Here is an 18,732-nt window from a genome sequence, read left to right on the forward strand (position 1 = left end):
TCAATTACCGCTGGAGTTTAAGATCGCCTGATAAATGGCCGCAACGGAATTCTCCCAGGTATGTGTACCTGCAAAGCGGATACGTTCAGTGGCCAATCCCGGATCCGCGTTTTCTGACAGTGCTTTTTCAATCAGTGGAACATAGTCGTCCGGTGTAGCTGCCAGGTAAACATGTTCCCTGAACAACTCCATCGTTTTAGTGGCGGTTGCTACTACCGGCTTACCCATTGCAAGGTACTCGTCAATTTTCAACGGGTAATTACCTGCCGTTACTTCATTGATCACCTGTGGATTAAGGCATACATCAAAAGACTGCACGTAGGCAGGAAGCTGCGAGAGATCTTTATGCCCCGTAAAATAAACGTTGGGAAGGTGGTGTAGTCCGGAGGCTTTGAAGTCATCATCTTCCGGACCAACCAGTACCAGCTGCCATTCCGGTCTTTCACTGGCTATCTTTACCAAAACGGAGATATCCAGCCGAAGTGATTTAAGCGCGCCCACATAACCAATGACAGGGCCTTTTCCTGTTGGCACATCATCCGGAACCGGATGTTTGTCGGCCGCATTAAAAAGCCGGAGGTCACATCCCTGTCCAACATAATAGCTGGAAGGGTTATACTGCTGCAGCATTTCTTTGAGATATAATGAATTGGCTACCGCGGCATCGGCCTTGGCGATGTGCTGTGGCTCAAGCCGGAGCCCGTGCTTTTTCCAGTAAGGCACGCCCAGGAGGTAGTCCCTGCTGTAGTATACATAGCTGGAAGGCCGTAGCATTTCTTTGAGATAGAAGCCCCGGAAGATGTCATTATCATTAAATAAAATGATGTCTTTGAAATTCATTTCCCGGACAGCCTCCATAATACTGTCTGCAAACTTTCTGTTATTCCGCTTGTTAAACCAGGAAAATATTGGTGTGAAAGGGAGCCAGTTAATAGACTCCAGTATGGCAGATGGATAATAGTTCCAGAGGTTGTCACTGATAGGAACAATAGCAGGAACTTTTTTCTGAATGGCATTCAGCTGGTATTGCACATGTGGATCTTCTTTCCCCGTCATAAGGGTATTTCTGTCCAGCGGAGCGTTAATATATAATACCCTGTTATGCCGGGCAAATTCCAGCGCAATATTTTTACAGTTGCTTCCAATAGTGGTGTACCATTGTTGCAGCCCTATTACAACGATATCTCTGTTTTGAATTAAAGGCACGATAGCAAAGGTGTAGATGATGTATAACGGTTTCTTGAATTAAATGTGCAGGTCTGCCGTTGGGGATGGTTAAATATTGAAGTTGATAACTTAAATACAAAGTAAATAAAAAAAATCGATATTATTGAAGTATTACGATAAGAATCGTTCTATAAAAAAGAGGCTATGTCAGAAACAGTAGAAATAAGAACATTGACCGTCGAGGATTACCTGGACCTTAAAGAATCTATGGTGTCTGCCTATGCCGATATGGCCGGCAGCTACTGGCGGGAGCCAACCATACAGCGGCTCATTACGCTTTTCCCGGAAGGGCAGATAGCCGTTACGGTCAATGATAAAGTAGTAGGGTGCGCGCTGGCTATTATAGTGGACTATGAAAAATTCGGAGATAGTCATACCTATGAGCAGATCACCGGGTACTATACTTTTAATACGCACAACCCCAAAGGGGATACGTTGTATGGAATCGAGGTTTTCGTACATCCCGACTATCGGGGGAAAAGACTGGCCCGCCGCTTATATGATGCCCGTAAAAATCTCTGCGAACAACTGAACCTGCAAGGGATAGTGGCCGGCGGACGGATACCCAATTTTGAAAAGTTCTCCGACCGGATGTCGCCCAGGGAGTATATCGAGAAGGTACAGGACCGGGAAATTTATGATCCCACGCTTACCTTCCAGTTTTCAAATGACTTCACCGTAAAGAAGATTCTTAAGAATTACCTGCCCAACGACGAGGCTTCCAAAGGCTTTGCCACGCTGCTGCAGTGGTTCAATATCTATTATGAAAAGGACCAGGATACTATCCGGTATAACAAATCAACGGTACGCATAGGGCTGGTACAATGGCAGATGCGTGATTATGGTAGTCTCGACGGTTTCCTGCAACAGGTGGAGTATTTCATTGACGCGGTAAGCGACTATGGATCAGACTTTGTCGTTTTCCCGGAACTCTTCAACTCTCCGCTGATGCAGGAGTTCAACCAGATGGACCCCGCCGGGGCTATCAGGGGAGTGGCCCAGTACACAGAGCAGTTAAGGGAAATATTCCAGCAGCATGCAGTGGCCTATAATGTAAATATCATTTCGGGCAGCATGCCCATTGTGATCGATGAGGGACTCTACAACATTTCATATCTCTGCCGCCGGGATGGTACGTACGAGCAATATATCAAGATTCATCCAACCCCCGGTGAGGTGGCTGCCTGGGGAATCAAGGGTGGAAGCGATATCAGGGTGTTTGATACGGATTGCGGCAAAATAGGGATCCAGATCTGCTATGATGTGGAGTTCCCGGAACCCTCCCGTATCCTGGCGGAACAGGGCATGCAGATCCTGTTTGTTCCCTTCATGACCGATACGCAGCATGCGTATAACAGGGTGCGGTTCTGCGCGCAGGCAAGGGCCGTTGAAAATGAGTGCTATGTTGCCATAGCCGGCTGTATCGGTAATTTGCCGAAGGTAAATAATATGGACCTGCAGTATGCGCAATCCTGCGTGTTTACCCCGTCGGATTTTGCGTTTCCCGTAACCGGTATAAAAGCAGAATCAACGCCAAACACCGAAATGGTGGTTATTGCCGACGTGGACCTGGTATTGCTGAAAGAATTACATGCCTTCGGAAGCGTACAAACTAAAAAGGATATCCGGCGGGATTTGTATGAAGTGAGTTATAAAAGAAAGCATAACTAGACATATAAATAAGGAGGATTTTTTCGAATTGTAAATAAATACAATTTGATGTCTGAAAATAAATAGGGTAACGGCTGGCAGAGGCTTGCTGTTATCCTTTTTTAGGTTTAAATTCAGTCTAAATCCCCTAAGTTATGAAAGATCAAGCCTATTATCCTTCCTGGAAGAATTTATCCAAGTACAGGCAGTATCTTGCCTATTTCAGTGAGTATATCCGGTATAACGACTGGAAATCCCTTCAGGCGTCCCTTAAACTCGTTTTCTTAAACAAACCCTCTCTGAGCGAATGGAAGGCAAAATCAGCGATGGGGCTTTTCCGGATCCGCAGAGGTACTACCGACTTTCAGTTTATCAATTACGCCTACGAGAAGCGGGTGCGCGACTTCCTCAAGGAGCAGGTGGAAAACGGCAACATCGATGGCTTTATTGATATTGGCGCCTGTATCGGGGAGTATGATATCTGGCTGGCCGGAAAAGGAATACGCTGTGCTGCCTTTGAACCCGTAAATTACAAAGCCATTCAGGAAAACATCAGGCTTAATCATGTGGAAGATAAGGTGAAACTTTATGCCTGCGGCCTTGGTAGTAAACAGGAGAAGGTGAACTTCAACATTATGAGTACTGTTACCGGGTCAAGTTATATCGACAGGGATAACGACAAGGAAGGTAATATCCCTATTGAAAAACTCGATGACCTGATCCCCGAACTGGGATTTGATCTGCGCAGTAAAATCATTATAAAGCTGGATGTGGAAGGAATGGAGACAGAAGTGCTGGAAGGGGCGCGGAATTTTATAAGCAAGGCCGAACACCTGCGTATCATTTTTGAGCGCTATGAAGGTGACAATACTGTAAATGATAAGTTGAGCTCCCTGGCCAATTTTACTTTCGACCAGATAGACCAGTTTAACTACCTGGCTACAAAAATATAATCAGTCTCTTTATGGTGATAAAGGCAATACATGTTCATTTGTGTATTGCCTTTTGTAGTTTTACTGCTTTATGCGGGTTGGACAGATGTTCTTTATTTGTTATGTATAATGAAATACACAATGATTTTAAATAATGAAAACCGGGTAAAATATTTCTTCTTTAGTTATTGATAATTAAAATATTGATAGATTTAATTAAAGTGATACTATAACTTATGCAGCCTGTTTCCCACTATTCGTAGTAAATTACATCCTGAAAAAGTGGGTTTTAATTGAACCATCACTGTAGATATGTTGTTTAAATCAATTGATAACCATAAAATTAAAAAATAGTAGAAAGATGAGCAATAAGATCAATTTAGCACTGCAAATCATTCCTTCAGTGCCTTCAGAACAGGTATACGTGGTAGTAGACGAAGCCATTGCTGTGATTAAAGATTCCGGTGTAAAATACAGGGTATGTCCTTTTGAAACAGTGATGGAAGGAACCTATGATGAGCTGATGGAAGTAGTGCGTAAAACCCAGGAAGTATGTTTTAAGGCCGGTGCATCCCAGTTACTAGTGTATATAAAAATGCAGATAAGAAAAGACGGAGATGTTACCATTGAAGAAAAAACCGGGAAGTATGACAGCATATAACCATTTTTTTTTACCTTACTCACCGAACTAAAGGAGAGCCATAATTATGAGATACGCCGCCCCGTTGGATGATAACTCGAAGATTGTAACAAACCTGGTCATCATTATCACACTAGTGTTTTTATGCAGACAGATGACGGATGTTTCGCATGATGCCGTTACCACTACCATGTTTTTGTTTATCCTGGTGCCAGCCATCCTGGTGGCCTGGTGCCTGAGTCCCAGGTATTATATCCTAACAGCTACGACTATACTTATCAAGCGACCGCTGCATAGCATAACTATCCGGCTGGAAGATGTGGTAAGGCTGAGAAGCATTACGGAAGAAGACCTCGGCACAAGCTCCCGCTTACTGGGAGTAGGAGGCATTTTCGGGTACCTCGGTACTTACCGTTCCAGTGAAATAGGGAAGTACCAGCGCTGGTGTACCAGCCGGGAAAACCTGGTGCTGATAGAATCACTCAACAGGAAATGGCTGATCAGCCCTACCGGTGCAGATGATTTTGTAAAGCGGGTGAACGCCACCATTAACGTACCAGCTTAAAAATAGCCGGAAGCCGCTGTAATACCACTTATTATTTAATGAAAGAAGAGATATCCGAGTAATATTGCGCAGAGCATTCCAAAGAAGTCGGCAATCAGTCCGGCTGCCAGGGCGTAACGTGTAAGCTTGATATTTACCGAGCCAAAGTACACCGCCAGTACATAAAAGGTGGTTTCTGTGGTACCCTGTATAATGCTGGCCAGTTTGCCCACGAAAGAATCCGGTCCGTGCGTTTTCAGGATATCCACCATCAACGCGCGGGCGCCTCCGCCACTCAGCGGCTTCATAAAGGCCACCGGCAGGGCAGGTACAAAATCCGTATTGAACCCCATTGCCGCAAACAGCAGCCCAATTCCATTGGTGATATAGTCCAGGCAACCGGTGGTCCGGAATACGCTGATCGCTACCAGCATCCCTACCAGGTAAGGAATAATCCTCACAGATACCTGGAATCCTTCTTTTGCCCCCTCAATAAAGGCATCATATACGTTGATCTTTTTTACGATCCCTGCTACCAGGAAAATAATGACGATGCTGAAAATGATCGCACCACCGAGGGAAGCCGTTTTAGGGCCTATCTCCGCAGGAGGTAAACTACGTACCCAAAACCATAAAGCAGCCATAATCCCTGCAAACAGGGCCAGGAATATCAGTACAGGTAATTTAAAAAGATTGATCTTCTGGTAGATGGAAACAACAAACATCCCCATGATAAAGGCCATGAACGTGGATATCAGGGTAGGGATGAAGATGTCTGCCGGGTTAGCCGCGCCTGCTGCCAGTCGCAGCGCAATAACAGAAGTCGGGATCAGCACTACGCCGGCAGTATTCAGTACCAGGAACATGATCTGCGGATTACTGGCCTCTTCGGGCCGCGGATTGATTTCCTGCAGCTCCTTCATGGCCTTCAGTCCCATTGGCGTGGCCGCATTATCCAGCCCCAGCATGGTGGCGGAGAAGTTCATCATCATGGACCCCATCGCCGGATGCCCTTTGGGCACCTCCGGGAACAGTTTGGAAAAGAAAGGGTTTACCAGCCTGGAAAACCGGTTGATCATCCCGGCCACCTCGCCAATCCGCATGATGCCCAGCCATAAAGTCATAATGCCGGCCAGCCCCAGGGAGATCTCCGCACCGGTTTTGGCACTGGCAAACATGCCGTTCATGATCTCCCCGAAAATAGACGCATCATGTAAAACTACTGACTTGAAAAGTGCTACAACAAATGCAATAAGAAAAAATCCCAGCCATACGTAGTTTAATGCCATTAGATTATTGGTTTATTCAATCAACAAATAAACTAAAATAAACCTATCTTTGCGCAAATTTTAAAAAATGGCTTTGCAAGTTGGAATTGTAGGATTGCCGAATGTAGGAAAATCGACTTTATTTAATGCGGTGAGCAACAGCGCTAAGGCGCAGGCCAGTAACTACCGCTTCTGTACTATAGAACCTAACGTTGGCCAGGTGGACGTACCAGACGAACGTATGCACAAACTGGCAGAGCTGGTAAAGCCTGACCGGGTGTTGCCTACCACCATCGAGTTTGTAGACATTGCCGGCCTGGTAAAAGGCGCCAGCAAAGGGGAAGGCCTGGGAAACAAGTTCCTGGCCAACATCCGTGAGGTAGATGCCATCGTGCACGTGATCCGCTGCTTTGAAGATGAAAATATTCTCCGCGAAGAAGGCGACATCAACCCTGTCAGCGATAAGGAAATCATTGATACCGAATTACAGCTGAAAGACCTCGACAGCGTGGAACGTAAAGTAGCCCGCACCGAGAAAATGGCTAAAACCGGTGGCGATCCAAAAGCAAAGATCGAATTTGAAATACTGAAAAGATGCCAGGAACACCTGCAGAAAGGCCGTAATGTCCGCGAACTCGGTCTTGACAAAGAAGAACGGGCAGCCATTGCCGACCTGTTCCTGCTCACCGAAAAGCCAGTACTCTATGTAGCCAACGTAGATGAAGCTTCCCTTCACACCGGTAACAAATATTCCCAGGCCCTCCAGGAATCTGTGAAAGCAGAAAATGCACAGGTAATTATCATGAACAACACCATCGAAGCACAGATCTCTGAAATGGAAGATCCGGCCGATAAAGAATTGTTCCTGGGAGAATATGGTCTCACTGAACCCGGATTGAACCGCTTAATCCGTTCTGCCTATAACCTGCTGGAACTGATCACTTACTTCACTGCCGGCGTGCAGGAAGTACGTGCCTGGACTATCCATAAGGGCTGGAAAGCGCCACAGGCTGCCAGCGTAATCCACACCGATTTTGAGAAAGGCTTCATTAAAGCAGAAGTAATTGCCTACGAAGATTACGTGAAATACGGATCTGAAGCTGCTGCCCGTGATAACGGCCGCCTGCGTATTGAAGGTAAAGAATACATCGTTGCCGACGGAGATGTAATGCACTTCCGTTTTAACGTTTAAAAATACTTCTGGATAAAATCCATGAAGGTTACAACAAAAAGACGGGCCGGCCATCCGGCCCGTTGCTATGTTACCCCTAACGTATATGCATATATTAATTATATAACCCCCGCGCTCCGAATTTAAAATTCTTTTATTAGCTTAGCCACCTATTTTTAATGTTAGCTCATGCGTATTGTCAGGAACGTAAAACTCTTTTTCCGGGAAGGAAATTCGGATAAGACCTATGAAATCGATCTTTGTGAGGTTGGCCCGGAACAGTATATTGTTAACTTCAGATATGGTAAACGCTTTGGTACGCTGAAAGATGGCACCAAAACAGTAAGCCCCGTAACATTATCTGCCGCCACCACCATATTCGATGGCCTTGAAAAAGAAAAAAGAAGTAAAGGTTATCTGGGAGAACAGGAAGCTGTTCAGGATCTGTCGTTTACACCGGTAGACACTACCCTCGTGGAAAATGTGAAGCACCGTGCCATCCTGAAAAGATTACAGGATGCCGTGGAAGGGAAAAGCAGCTTTAAAACTGCCTGGGGAACTTCCCGCGTAATATGGCGGGCCGGGGAAGAAAAGATAAAGGAAGCAGTTCCTTACCTGATCAAACTGGTGGAGAAAGGCGACGGACTGCAACGCTATGCAGCCCTTTGGGCGCTGGGCAAGTCGGGCGACCCCGCCGCGGCCCCGGTACTCCGCTCTTATGCTGATAACAGCTCCCGCCCGCTGAACATCCGGATGCTGGCCGCCAATGGCCTGTTGCTCGTACTGCCGCCGGAAGCGCGCGCGGAACATGTACGTTCCTACCTCCAACGGCTACCCGAAGTTTTCCAGCAGGCAGTTGCCAAAGGAAATACGGAAGAACTGCTGGCACTGCTGCAGCAACGGGTGATCACACAACAGGAGCAAAGCTATCCTTTGCTGGAAGACTTATACATCGTAGCCTTTGAACAACCCGCGGTAAGGATTGCCATCGGCAACCTCCTCATGCACCTGCCTTTCAGGCCCTCCTGGTTCCGGCATATCCGCCATATCTTCAAACAGGCGGAACTGCGTGGCGACCAGGGAATCGTTGCCATCCTGGCCGCACGCTTTGAAAGGGAAGATGCCATGTTCAGGAATCCGGGTACAAGAATAGATTACAACGATAAACCATTTGTTCCTGCCACCTACATACACGAACTGGAAGAATCTTTACAGGCAGATAAGGAACTGAAAAAGCCCACCAGTAGAGTTGCATTTTCAGACAGGACCCGTAACTACCTTCACTACCGCGTATTTCGCAACCTGCGGCAGTTCGGGGAACAGGATGACGACCATTACGTTCGTCTCGCTACCGCCTTGTTGCTGCAATATGAAGAAAGCAGGGACGCAGCCAAAGAATACCAGACCCGGGAATATACCTGGGTAAATGGCCGTTATGTGGACTTCTACCGGCAGTTCCCGGCCAACTCCAGGTTGGTATACCTCAACTATATCCTCCGCGGAAACGCCGCAAACCTGCAACTGACAGCCAACCGCAGGGAATGGGTTTTCAAAGACCAGGGAACGCCTAACGCACAGGGACAAAGGAAACCGGTACCTGGTAATAACCCCGACGCCGCGAATGACAAAGGCGGCCTCCTGAAAAAACTCTTCGGCTGGCTGGGTGGGGAGAAGAACTTAACCGCATCCGCTGTTCCACCTGAGTATAAAGCCACGCCGGCGCCCGCAAAACCGGCAGGCGACGTACCTTTCCTGCCGCTATGGCAAAAGTTACCACAGGCTTTTATCCAGCTGCTGGTATCTGCCCGCATGGAAGTGATTCACATCTTTGCGATGGAGCAACTGAAAGCCCACCCGGATTACAATGCCCTGAAAGATAAAATGGATGAAGGCGTGATTGCCGGACTCCTCGCCAACGCATTCTCCATTCCATCTATGTTCGGCCTGGAACTGGCCAAAGAAAGATACGATCCCGCCAATCCATCGTTGCGGTTATTATATATACTGGTAATGAGCCCACTGGAACTGGCCCGCATACAGGGCCTGCAGTGGATCAGCGACAATGAAGCCGTTTGCTTTGCAGACATGGATTTCCTCATGCAGCTGATATTCTCACCGTATAAAGAGGTGCGTGATTTTGTCCGTAAAAAACTCAGCCCCGGGTATTTATCACCGGAGAAAATGAGGATCCTCTGCGCAAAAGCAGTTACCGCATTGCTGGCGCTGGAAACATCCACGCCCGCAGGTAATGAAAACCTCAATGACGGCTGCGATATCCTGGAACAATATTGCCGGGAGGCACTAACGGAAACGGGTATGCCGGATATAGAAGCATTGCTGCAAAGCCCGGTGCCCGCCAGTCAGGCTTTCGCCGCGAGGTTACTGCTCCTGAAACAGGGACAGTTTAACTTCAGTAAAGTATCAGACGCTATGCTGAAGCGCCTTATCAGCAATGAGTTCCAGCCGGTAAGAACCGCCGGCGTGAAAGTGCTGGAAGCAATGGGCACGGATGAATTATTGAGAAGACCGGAACTGGTACTCCATATATTATTAAGTACGTACACGGATGTACGTAATGCGGTGCGTCCGCTCATCAGCCGGTTGGTGCAGCAGGATAAACGCCTCGCCGTTTACCTGGTCAATGAACTGGTGCCGTTGCTCATGCGTAAGGAAACCGCCGAAGGTATGCATGCGGATATTGAAGCTACCCTCAGCAATGAGCTGGCAGACTATCTGCAGGACATCGACACCGCTACGGCTTTACGCCTGCTATACGCCAACTACAGGTCGGCACAGCAATTCGGATTACTGGTGTTGGATAAATATATCCCGGCATCGGCGTTATCCCTGAAACAGGTAATTGCGGCCGGTAACCACGAGTTGTTGAAAGTAAGGGAGTGGAGCTGGCATTTCTATTATAATAACGCGGCGCGTATCCGTTTTGAAAGGGATGCTGCCATCGGCATGCTGGATGCAAAATGGGACGACACCAGGCAGGAAGCAATGGAGTTTTTCCGGATGCAGTTTACTGATAACGACTGGTCGCCGGAAACGCTGGTGGCAGTGGCCGACAGCGTACGCCCCGATATACAGGCATTTGGCAGGGAATTGCTGCTGCGCTTTTTCCGCGAGCAGGACGGACAAACTTACCTGTTGAAACTAAGCCAGCACCCAAGTGAAAGCATGCAGCTATTTGCCACCAACTACCTGCAGCAATATGCTGCCGGCAACCTGGTGTTTTTGCAGGAGCTGGAACATTATTTCCGGGTGGTACTGAGCCGGGTAAATAAAGCCCGCGCCGCAAAGGAAAGGATCTTTGTATTCCTGGAGAAGGAAGCCATGAAATCCACGGAAGCAGCCACTTACATCGGTCATATTATTGCGCATATATCCGCTACGGTAGCCATTGGCGACAAAGCCCGCTGTATCGCCATCATGCGCAGTATACAGGAACGGTATGCCGTAGAGCTGCCTGTTAAAATAGTGCCAACAGCGATTAGAGTATCCTAAAAAGTAATCCATTTATGTTATTCAATTACAGATACAGCGGAAACTCCAACGTGTACAGCAATGCCACAGCTGCAGGCATTTCCTTTGCACCGGATACCCGTCGTGATCCCACTTTTTTTGTGGGCAAGCTGCATAAAAAAATAGCCTTCCGGGAAGCCATCTCGGCCCTGCATGATGTAGTGGTATCTGATTTGCGCTTTAAACCGAAAGATAAAACAGCTTATAAGGAATGGGCGGCTCAGCAGGAAACAGTGTGGCTGGCCGAATTCATGAACGGCTATGATATGCAGGCCGCTGATCAGCGGATAGAGGCGCTGAGGGGAGAACTCAACAGTATTTACCAGGAGCAGGACAAAGTGATGGCCCCGTTTTATAAAGCCCGCAAACATTATTTCGATTATTTATACCAGAAGGACCGCGACGCATGGTTTGTGCTGGACCCGGTGATCAGCGTACATCCGGATGAACTGTTTTTTGAATGTTTCAGCCAGGACGAATCTACCTACGGAAAGCTGAGCGCCAGTTATAATGTTTTCAAAGAAGTGAACGAGTTTGAATGCGGTACTACCAACATTGATTATTCCGCCTCTTTATATAACGAGTTCCAGAAGATCCGCGATTATAAGGAAACAGATTTTAAGATTGACCCGGGAGGCTTCCAGGTACAAACCTCACAGGAGGAATTGTATCATGAAGTAAAGATCGACTTGCCGGATAGCTGGGTACGGGGATTTCTGCAGGTAAGCTCTGCGATGACGCTGCCCGCGGCAACGTTTGATCTGCATCCGATGGATGTATATAATTTCTGTTCCTGGCTGCGGCGGTTCAAAGAAAAACGCGGTCCCCGTTCCATCCGTTTTATACTGGAACCCGGCAAACCCGTACGTGCCGTGTTTGAACCGTGGAACCAGGAAATCGTATGTGCGAGATCGTTATACACCGGCCCGCAAAGCAGGGAAATCAGGATATGGGGGAGAAGACGGTTGCTGATCCTGGAGAGGTTGATTCCAATTGCAAAGAAATTTACCGTGCATCTTACCGGCAACGGGCTGCCATCCTTTTATGTGGCGGATCTCGGCGATATGCAGTTTACACTGGGGCTTAGCGGATGGACCGCCAACGACTGGTCGCGCGCCGGGCAGTTTGACCTCATGGCGCCAAGAGCAGAGGTAAACGACCTGGCAAAGCTCACCGTTTATGAAGACCTGAGAACCAGGTGGATGGCCAAACCGGAAACAATTATGGCGGCCACCGGTCTGGATAGGGCTACGGTACTGGGCGCCCTGGGAATTTATACCCAGGCAGGCAAGGTGATTTACGATCTGCACACCGGCTTTTACCGCCTTCGTGAATTGAGCCGTGAACCACTGCCGCTGGACCAGCTGCGTTTTGCCAATCCGCAGGAAGGCGAAGCCACGAAACTGGTGCAGGCCGGTAAGGTAGAACTAACCGCTACCGACATCCCGGGAGTAGGTTTGCAACTGAAAGGAAATATAAAAGGGGCGCAACGTATATACCATCCCGTTATTACCATTGACGCGGATGAAAGATTGAGTAATGCGCACTGCGATTGTAATTTTTACAGTACGAATAAATTATACAAGGGGCCGTGCGAACACATGCTGGCACTGCGTATAGCGCATTCGGAAAATAAAGCGGTAAATTAATTTAAGGAGGTGTTTTATTTCCGGAAATTATTTTCTACCTTGCTGACTCGTTAATAACAAAGATCTTTGTAAAGAGGAATTGATTGCACTTGCGCCCGAAAAGGGACGAATGATGTTTCGTCATTCAGGTATTCTGACTATACATGCTTCACTAAATGCAATCTTTACTTTGGGAGGGGCCTACTGTACGCATATTTCCAGTAGAAGCCCCGGGGGCTGAAATATGCGTACAGTAGGCCCCTCCCTGGAGTTGATTGATTTAGTCAATGGCTTGCACGAAGGCCTTTTCCTCTTTACAGAATTTTGTTTTCCCCTCTCAGCAGGGCTGCACCGCCGGCCATTTTCCACCTCCTTTTATTTTAAGACGCCCTGATATTTATTACGGATAAACTCCGTTATCAAAGTCATGAAACTGAATAAATACAAACATATTTATCATGTCCTTAACCCGTCAACAACTGTACGATAAGATACGTGCATCCTCCAAAGAGGAATATATATTACAGGAAATGACACGCCTGGGTTTCTGGGCCGAAAACGTTGCGCAGCCTTCACCGGCGGCTACCCTCATCCAGAAGGAAAATGAGGTGCGCCGGCAACTGAACGATCTTCTCAGCGAGCGGCAGAAATACCGCAACAAGCGGGCAATGCTGGAAGACATGCGCAAGGCCCGCATGGCAAAAGCCAAACTGAAAAGAGAAGAAACAAAACAACGCCGCGAAACTGCCCGGAAAGAAAGAGCAGCGGCATGGGCCAACACCAAAGAGCAGCAGATTGTATATCTCGGTGAAGAAGTATCTGCCGGCTTAAATAAAGTGACGCCGGATGTAGCGCAACTGCAGAAGTTCGGACTACCCGTATGGGCCGACGCTACCGCATTAGCTACCGCGATGGGAATCACCATCGGCAAACTGAGGTATTTATCTTTTAACCGTAAAGTGGGGCATCATACACACTATCAACGTTTTCAGATCCCAAAAAAATCCGGTGGCGCCCGTACCATTTCTGCGCCCATGCCACAGCTGAAAGCCGCACAACACTGGATCCTGGAAAATATTCTCTATAAAATAAAAAATGATGAATCTGCCCACGGCTTCGTACCGGGTAGATCCATTGTCACCAACGCTGCGCCACATACCGGTCAGGATATCGTGATCAACATCGATCTGCGCGACTTCTTCCCATCCATTGCATACAAACGTGTAAAAGGATTATTCTGTAAACTCGGATACGCCGAACAGGTAGCTACCATACTGGCGCTTATTTGTACAGAACCCGAAGTAGATGAAGTATTGCTCGATGGCCGCAAATATTATGTGGCTAAAACAGCCAGGCATCTCCCGCAGGGAGCCCCTACCAGCCCCGCTATTACAAACCTGATCTGTTATAAGCTGGACAGGCGTTTTGCAGGTTTGGCAGCAAAATACGGGTACGCCTATACGAGGTATGCGGACGACATGACTTTTTCCGCCAAAGGACCCGCTGCAGATAAAGCAGGGCAGTTACTGCGCGCGGTGAAAATGTTTGTAAAGGAAGAAGGCTTTACCATCCACCCGGATAAACTAAAGGTGATGCGTAAAGGAGATAAGCACGAAGTAACGGGCATCGTGGTAAATGAAAAGCTGAGCCTGGACCGGACTACCCTGCGTAAATTCCGCGCGCTGCTGCACCAGGTGGAGAAAACCGGTTTAGCCAACAAAAGCTGGGGCAAAGGAAAAAATATTATCAGCAGCATGGAAGGCTACGCCAACTTTGTATACATGGTAAAACCAGCGCTGGGCGCAAAACTGAAAGCCACGCTGGGCGCATTGTTACAAAGGGAAGATATTAAAGCAGAAGCCCGTGGCTTGTGGACAGGAGAAAGCACGGCTAAAAAAATTACGCCACCGGTAAATGCCACACCACTCAACAATCCAACCACCTCATCAAACAAACCCTGGTGGGATGTAGTATAGCAAGAAGTTAACAAACATAAAAAGCCCCGGGTATTATTTTCTGATCAGAAAACAGTATCCGGGGCTTCTTCTTTTATAAATTATAACCGATAGAAATATAGCCTTGTGTGCCTATAGTAGGATTACCCCACGACTGCACATATTTTTTGTTCAGGATATTGGCTGCGCCCAGTTTTACGGTGGTTTTAGCCTTCGGGAAAAACTTGCTCACCATCGCATCCAGTGTGCCATAGGCCGGGATTTCACTCAAACCGGCAGCATTTAAATTAGGACCCACAAAAGATGATTGCCATATGAAGGACTCCTGCCATTTCCATAATACATTAAAAGCAAAATTGGAATTGGCAATGTTGCGGTTACCAAAATTCAGGCTGTAGCGCACCTTGGGTGTATTGTACATGGTCATGAATGAGCCCAGGTCTTTTTCATTGGTGAGTTCATTATAAGAGATGTTACCACCTGCAGTGAAATTAAGCGGCAGGCTGTAATCCAGTCCCAATGCCCATCCCCAGGAATGTACAACTTCTGTGGCGCTTACCGGCACAGAGAAGATATTGTTTTTTGCAGGATCGGCGGTTGGCTGCACCAGCACCTGCGTACCATTCATATTTTTGAAATCATTTTTATAGATGTAAGCATCCACCAGCAATTGTTTTGCGATCACTGCTTTATAACCGATTTCATATGCCTGGATCCTTTCCGGGAGGAATTCACGGAAAACATACTGCTTGGGAGCGCCCGCCTGTACCGACTGGAGAGAGAATACCGGTCCTTTATCCAAACCATAACGTTCGCGGAGGAAAGGTAACCCACCGATCAGGTGCGCCTGCGGCGTTACAAGATCGATATACTGATCCTGGTTGTGCGGAATACGGAAACCTGTTTGATAGGAAGCGCGGATATTGTGCGTACCGAGGAAGGTATATACAGCCGACAAACGTGGGCTGAACTGACCTTTAAAGTTCATGTTCTTATCATACCGCAGGGAGCCGGTCAGTTTCACATGATCCTCTATTATCTTTTTCATGATCTGCACATAGCCGCCATATTCATTGATACGGAATTCATCGCCGTTGTCGTCTACAGCAAACAGTGTTTTTTCGGAGTTTAGCGCATAGCGGCGATAGTTACCGCCTACCAGTATTTCTGCAAAGTGAATCAGGTTATGAAAGTTGTACATGAACTCTGCCTGATACAGGTTGGTTTTATCGGTAAACTTAGCGCCTACACCGGAAGCATCGCCGGGGATGGGTTTATTCTTCACCTTATCAGCGGCGGCATCGAACTCCGGTGTGCCGGGAATCAGGCGGCCCTTGTCGGCGTTGGTTCTGGCAGCGCCGATGAAATTGGCCTGTTGCGACTGAACTGCCGCCTGGGCAGCAGCAAATGCGGCAGGGATTCCTTGTCCGAGGTTATTGGTAAAAGTTGTTTTAAAAAGATTGCCCGCGGCAAGTCCGTAAGTACCGAAGTATTCGGTATACCACTGCTGGCTGGTTTTCCAGGCTTCATTGATACCGGAAGCCAGCGTACCACCAGCGTAGCTGTCGCCCGCCCTTTCCTGCGTTGTGTATAATCTTACATAGAAGTCGGGGCTTTTCAATTCCACTTTATACTGACCCATGTTGAAGTTTTTCAGGGAATACCTGTCAGCTCCCGTGTATACGGTAGTACCGGAACCATAGCTGCCCTGCAAAATAGCTTCAAGATTGGTAGTTAGCCGGTAATGCAATGCTGCATTCAGTTTCAGGTTTTTAGTGGTATAATCTACTACGTCCGCTTCGTTGTAACCGGTGCGGGTTACGTTCGACATATTCTGCGGGGGCAGGATAGCGTTATATAACTGATCCGCTGTGAGGGCGCCTCCCAGTTGCTGCGACAATGCAACCATTTGCGGCATCAGGGAAGGTTTCAGGCCGGTGTACATATTTACCGTATTCTCATCTCCATACACATTCACCCCATTATAGCCTTCATTATTGGCGCGGGTACCATTTTCGAGGGTATGACCGTTTGCCAGGCTCTGATCCCGGTGATCATATGCCTGCCAGTCCTTCGCCTGTAAATAGCCTACGTTCAGCTTAAAGGCCACCTTATCACTAAAGGCATGTGCGTAACGTACAGATACGTCGTAATAGCCGGTAGTGGCGGTAGAGCGGCCTGCATCATTCAGGAAGCCGGTTTTTACGAGGGCGCTTAATCCCTGGTACTGGAAAGGGTTTTTGCTGTTCATCAGCAGGATCCCGTTGAGGGCATTGGGGCCATACAGTGCGGAGGCTGCGCCGGGAATGAGTTCCATGTTGTCGAGGTCCACTTCAGGAATACCCACCATGTTGCCCACCGCGAAATTGAGGCCGGGCGCCTGGTTGTCCATTCCGTCATTCAGTTGCAGCACGCGGGTATTGCCATTGCTGTTAAAGCCGCGGGTGTTCACTGATTTAAATGTTAAGCTCTGGGTGCTCATTTCAACGCCTTTGAGGTTAGCCAGCGCATCATAATAAGAAGGTGCGGGAGAGGCTTTCAGGGCGCGGGCGTCCAGCTTTTCAATAGACACCGGCGACTGGAGGATGCTTTCCTGTGTACGACTGGCGGCAACCACTACTTCCTGGCCGAGGATCTCAGTGGAGGTGAGTTCTATCGCCACTTTATCAGTGGCGGAAGAAATTTGCTGCTCCTCCGTTTTAAAGCCTACGTAGGAGAACACCAGTGTTAACGGGAACGCATGTGTGGTTCTGAGGGTGAAGGCGCCTCCGCTGCCGGTGATAGTACCGGTATTGGAGCCTTTAACTGCTACGGTTACACCAGGCATGACATTGCCGGAACCTTTTTCGCGTACAGTACCATTAATAGAGACAGAGTTTTGGGCCGAAATTATCTGGGTCAGGGATAATAAAAGCACCAGACAGCCAATGAAGGCTTTGATTAGAATGCTTCTCATACACGATGGATTTATAAAAGGTTTAGACTCGGTTTAAATAAATATAACGAAAAAAAACCGCATATAGCCATCGGGAGTGTGGGGGATTAAAATAAAGATGCAGCAGGATGACCCTGCTGCATCTATCTTCTTATAATACCTTAAAAATCAATGCGCTGTTATTGCATCCATTCCTGTAATATGTTCCCGATTTTCTCAAATTCTATCAGGAAACCATCATGCCCGTACGAAGAATCTATTTCATGATAAGTAGCATGTGGCAGATGTGCGGCCATAAACTGCTGTTCTTCCGGCGGACACAGAATATCGCTGCTGATACCTATCAGCAGGGTAGGTTGCTGAATATGGGAAAGAGTAATAGTAATATCTTCATGCCGGCCACGGGCAATATTATGACTGTCCATTGCTTTTGTGAGCAGCCAGTACGACTGTGCATTGAAACGTTTTACGAGCTTGTCGCCCTGGTAAATGATATAGGAAGAAGCCCTGAAATTATCGGTCTTCTCTTTATCTTCATCGGACTGGGCGCGCACAAAGGTCTGGTAATTGCGATAGGTAAGCATACCGATAGCCCTGGCGGCTTTCAACCCCTTAGACCCCGCGCTGTGGTAGTTGTCTTTCCAGGTATCATCCGCTTCAATAGCCAGTCGCTGCGCCGTATGAATGGCAATACCCCAGGCGCTTTCCGCGGCTCCGGTACATAACAGGAACAGACGGTCGATAATAGCCGGTTCCTGCAACGACCATTCCAGGGCCTGGTAACCACCCATAGAACCGCCGATCAACAGGTGGATACGGGGAATTTCCAGGTGCTGCCTGAGCAGGATATGCGCCTGTACCATATCGCGGATGGTGATGGCAGGGAATTGCTGGTACCACGGATGCCCGGTTTCCGGGTTAATGGTATGAGGCCCGCTGCTGCCATAACAGGAGCCAATAATATTGGCGCACACAATGAAGTGCCTGGCAGGGTCAATCGCTTTGCCGGGACCAATTAAACCGGTCCACCAGTCAGCCGCATCACTGTTGGCGGTTAAGGCATGACATACCCAAACCACATTACTGCTATCTTCTTTCATCGTACCATATGTATGATACGCGATATGTAATCCCGGTAATACTTCCCCGGATTCTAACCGGAATGCTGTTTGACTGTGAAATACCTTTGCCGACAATGCTTCTTCGAATTTGCGCAAAACTACAATATCAGAATTAAAAATTGCAAAATACAGC

Annotated in this window: 12 protein-coding genes; 8 read left to right on the forward strand and 4 right to left on the reverse strand. The window is 47.8% G+C overall.

Translation table 11 applies throughout. From position 1 onward, the window contains the following. Positions 1–1,206: a glycosyltransferase gene (locus tag ACMXI2_RS11795; RefSeq protein ID WP_483781785.1), complete on the reverse strand. Its 1,206-nt coding sequence runs from the start codon at positions 1,204–1,206 to the stop codon at positions 1–3. A gap of 165 nt (positions 1,207–1,371) precedes the next feature. On the opposite strand from ACMXI2_RS11795, the gene ACMXI2_RS11800 reads away from it, so the two are divergent. The 4 genes from ACMXI2_RS11800 to ACMXI2_RS11815 all read left to right on the forward strand — a co-directional run bounded on the left by ACMXI2_RS11800 (position 1,372) and on the right by ACMXI2_RS11815 (position 5,014). Continuing rightward, positions 1,372–2,898, forward strand: a complete 1,527-nt coding sequence (locus tag ACMXI2_RS11800) for a GNAT family N-acetyltransferase (RefSeq protein WP_483781786.1) — start codon at positions 1,372–1,374, stop codon at positions 2,896–2,898. A gap of 134 nt (positions 2,899–3,032) precedes the next feature. Continuing rightward, entirely contained in the window at positions 3,033–3,830 is a 798-nt protein-coding gene (locus ACMXI2_RS11805) for an FkbM family methyltransferase (RefSeq protein ID WP_483781787.1), read from the forward strand. 340 nt (positions 3,831–4,170) lie between these two features. After that, a complete protein-coding gene (locus tag ACMXI2_RS11810) occupies positions 4,171–4,470 on the forward strand; it encodes a thiamine-binding protein (protein ID WP_483781788.1) in 300 nt (99 codons plus the stop codon). Between the two features lie 46 nt (positions 4,471–4,516). Further along, entirely contained in the window at positions 4,517–5,014 is a 498-nt protein-coding gene (locus tag ACMXI2_RS11815) for a PH domain-containing protein (RefSeq protein WP_483781789.1), read from the forward strand. A gap of 35 nt (positions 5,015–5,049) precedes the next feature. On the opposite strand, the gene ACMXI2_RS11820 is transcribed toward ACMXI2_RS11815, so the two are convergent. Then, positions 5,050–6,282, reverse strand: coding sequence for a nucleoside recognition domain-containing protein (locus tag ACMXI2_RS11820; protein WP_483781790.1), 1,233 nt, complete (start codon positions 6,280–6,282; stop codon positions 5,050–5,052). Between the two features lie 67 nt (positions 6,283–6,349). Here ACMXI2_RS11820 and ychF point away from each other — a divergent pair, with 67 nt between their 5' ends. From ychF to ACMXI2_RS11840, 4 genes are all read left to right on the forward strand, one after another. Next, positions 6,350–7,453 carry a redox-regulated ATPase YchF gene (gene ychF / locus ACMXI2_RS11825; protein WP_483781791.1) on the forward strand — a complete coding sequence of 368 codons (1,104 nt, stop codon included), beginning with the start codon at positions 6,350–6,352 and terminating at the stop codon, positions 7,451–7,453. A gap of 168 nt (positions 7,454–7,621) precedes the next feature. Further along, complete coding sequence (locus ACMXI2_RS11830; RefSeq protein WP_483781792.1) at positions 7,622–10,942, forward strand: HEAT repeat domain-containing protein; 3,321 nt, start codon at positions 7,622–7,624, stop codon at positions 10,940–10,942. A gap of 14 nt (positions 10,943–10,956) precedes the next feature. Beyond that, the gene (locus ACMXI2_RS11835) at positions 10,957–12,609 is read left to right on the forward strand and encodes an SWIM zinc finger family protein (RefSeq protein WP_483781793.1); all 1,653 of its coding nucleotides are present in this window, start codon (positions 10,957–10,959) and stop codon (positions 12,607–12,609) included. A gap of 437 nt (positions 12,610–13,046) precedes the next feature. Continuing rightward, positions 13,047–14,564, forward strand: a complete 1,518-nt coding sequence (locus ACMXI2_RS11840; protein WP_483781794.1) for a reverse transcriptase family protein — start codon at positions 13,047–13,049, stop codon at positions 14,562–14,564. 73 nt (positions 14,565–14,637) lie between these two features. Here ACMXI2_RS11840 and ACMXI2_RS11845 read toward each other — a convergent pair whose 3' ends face one another. Both ACMXI2_RS11845 and metX read right to left on the reverse strand, forming a co-directional pair. After that, on the reverse strand, positions 14,638–17,499 hold the full coding sequence (locus tag ACMXI2_RS11845; RefSeq protein WP_483781795.1) for a TonB-dependent receptor: 2,862 nt from the start codon (positions 17,497–17,499) through the stop codon (positions 14,638–14,640). A 158-nt stretch (positions 17,500–17,657) separates the two neighbouring features. Then, a complete protein-coding gene (gene metX, locus ACMXI2_RS11850; protein ID WP_483781796.1) occupies positions 17,658–18,695 on the reverse strand; it encodes a homoserine O-acetyltransferase MetX in 1,038 nt (345 codons plus the stop codon). Positions 18,696–18,732 lie beyond the last annotated feature (37 nt).

It is taken from the genome of Chitinophaga sp. G7 BAM 1005 (assembly GCF_057126945.1).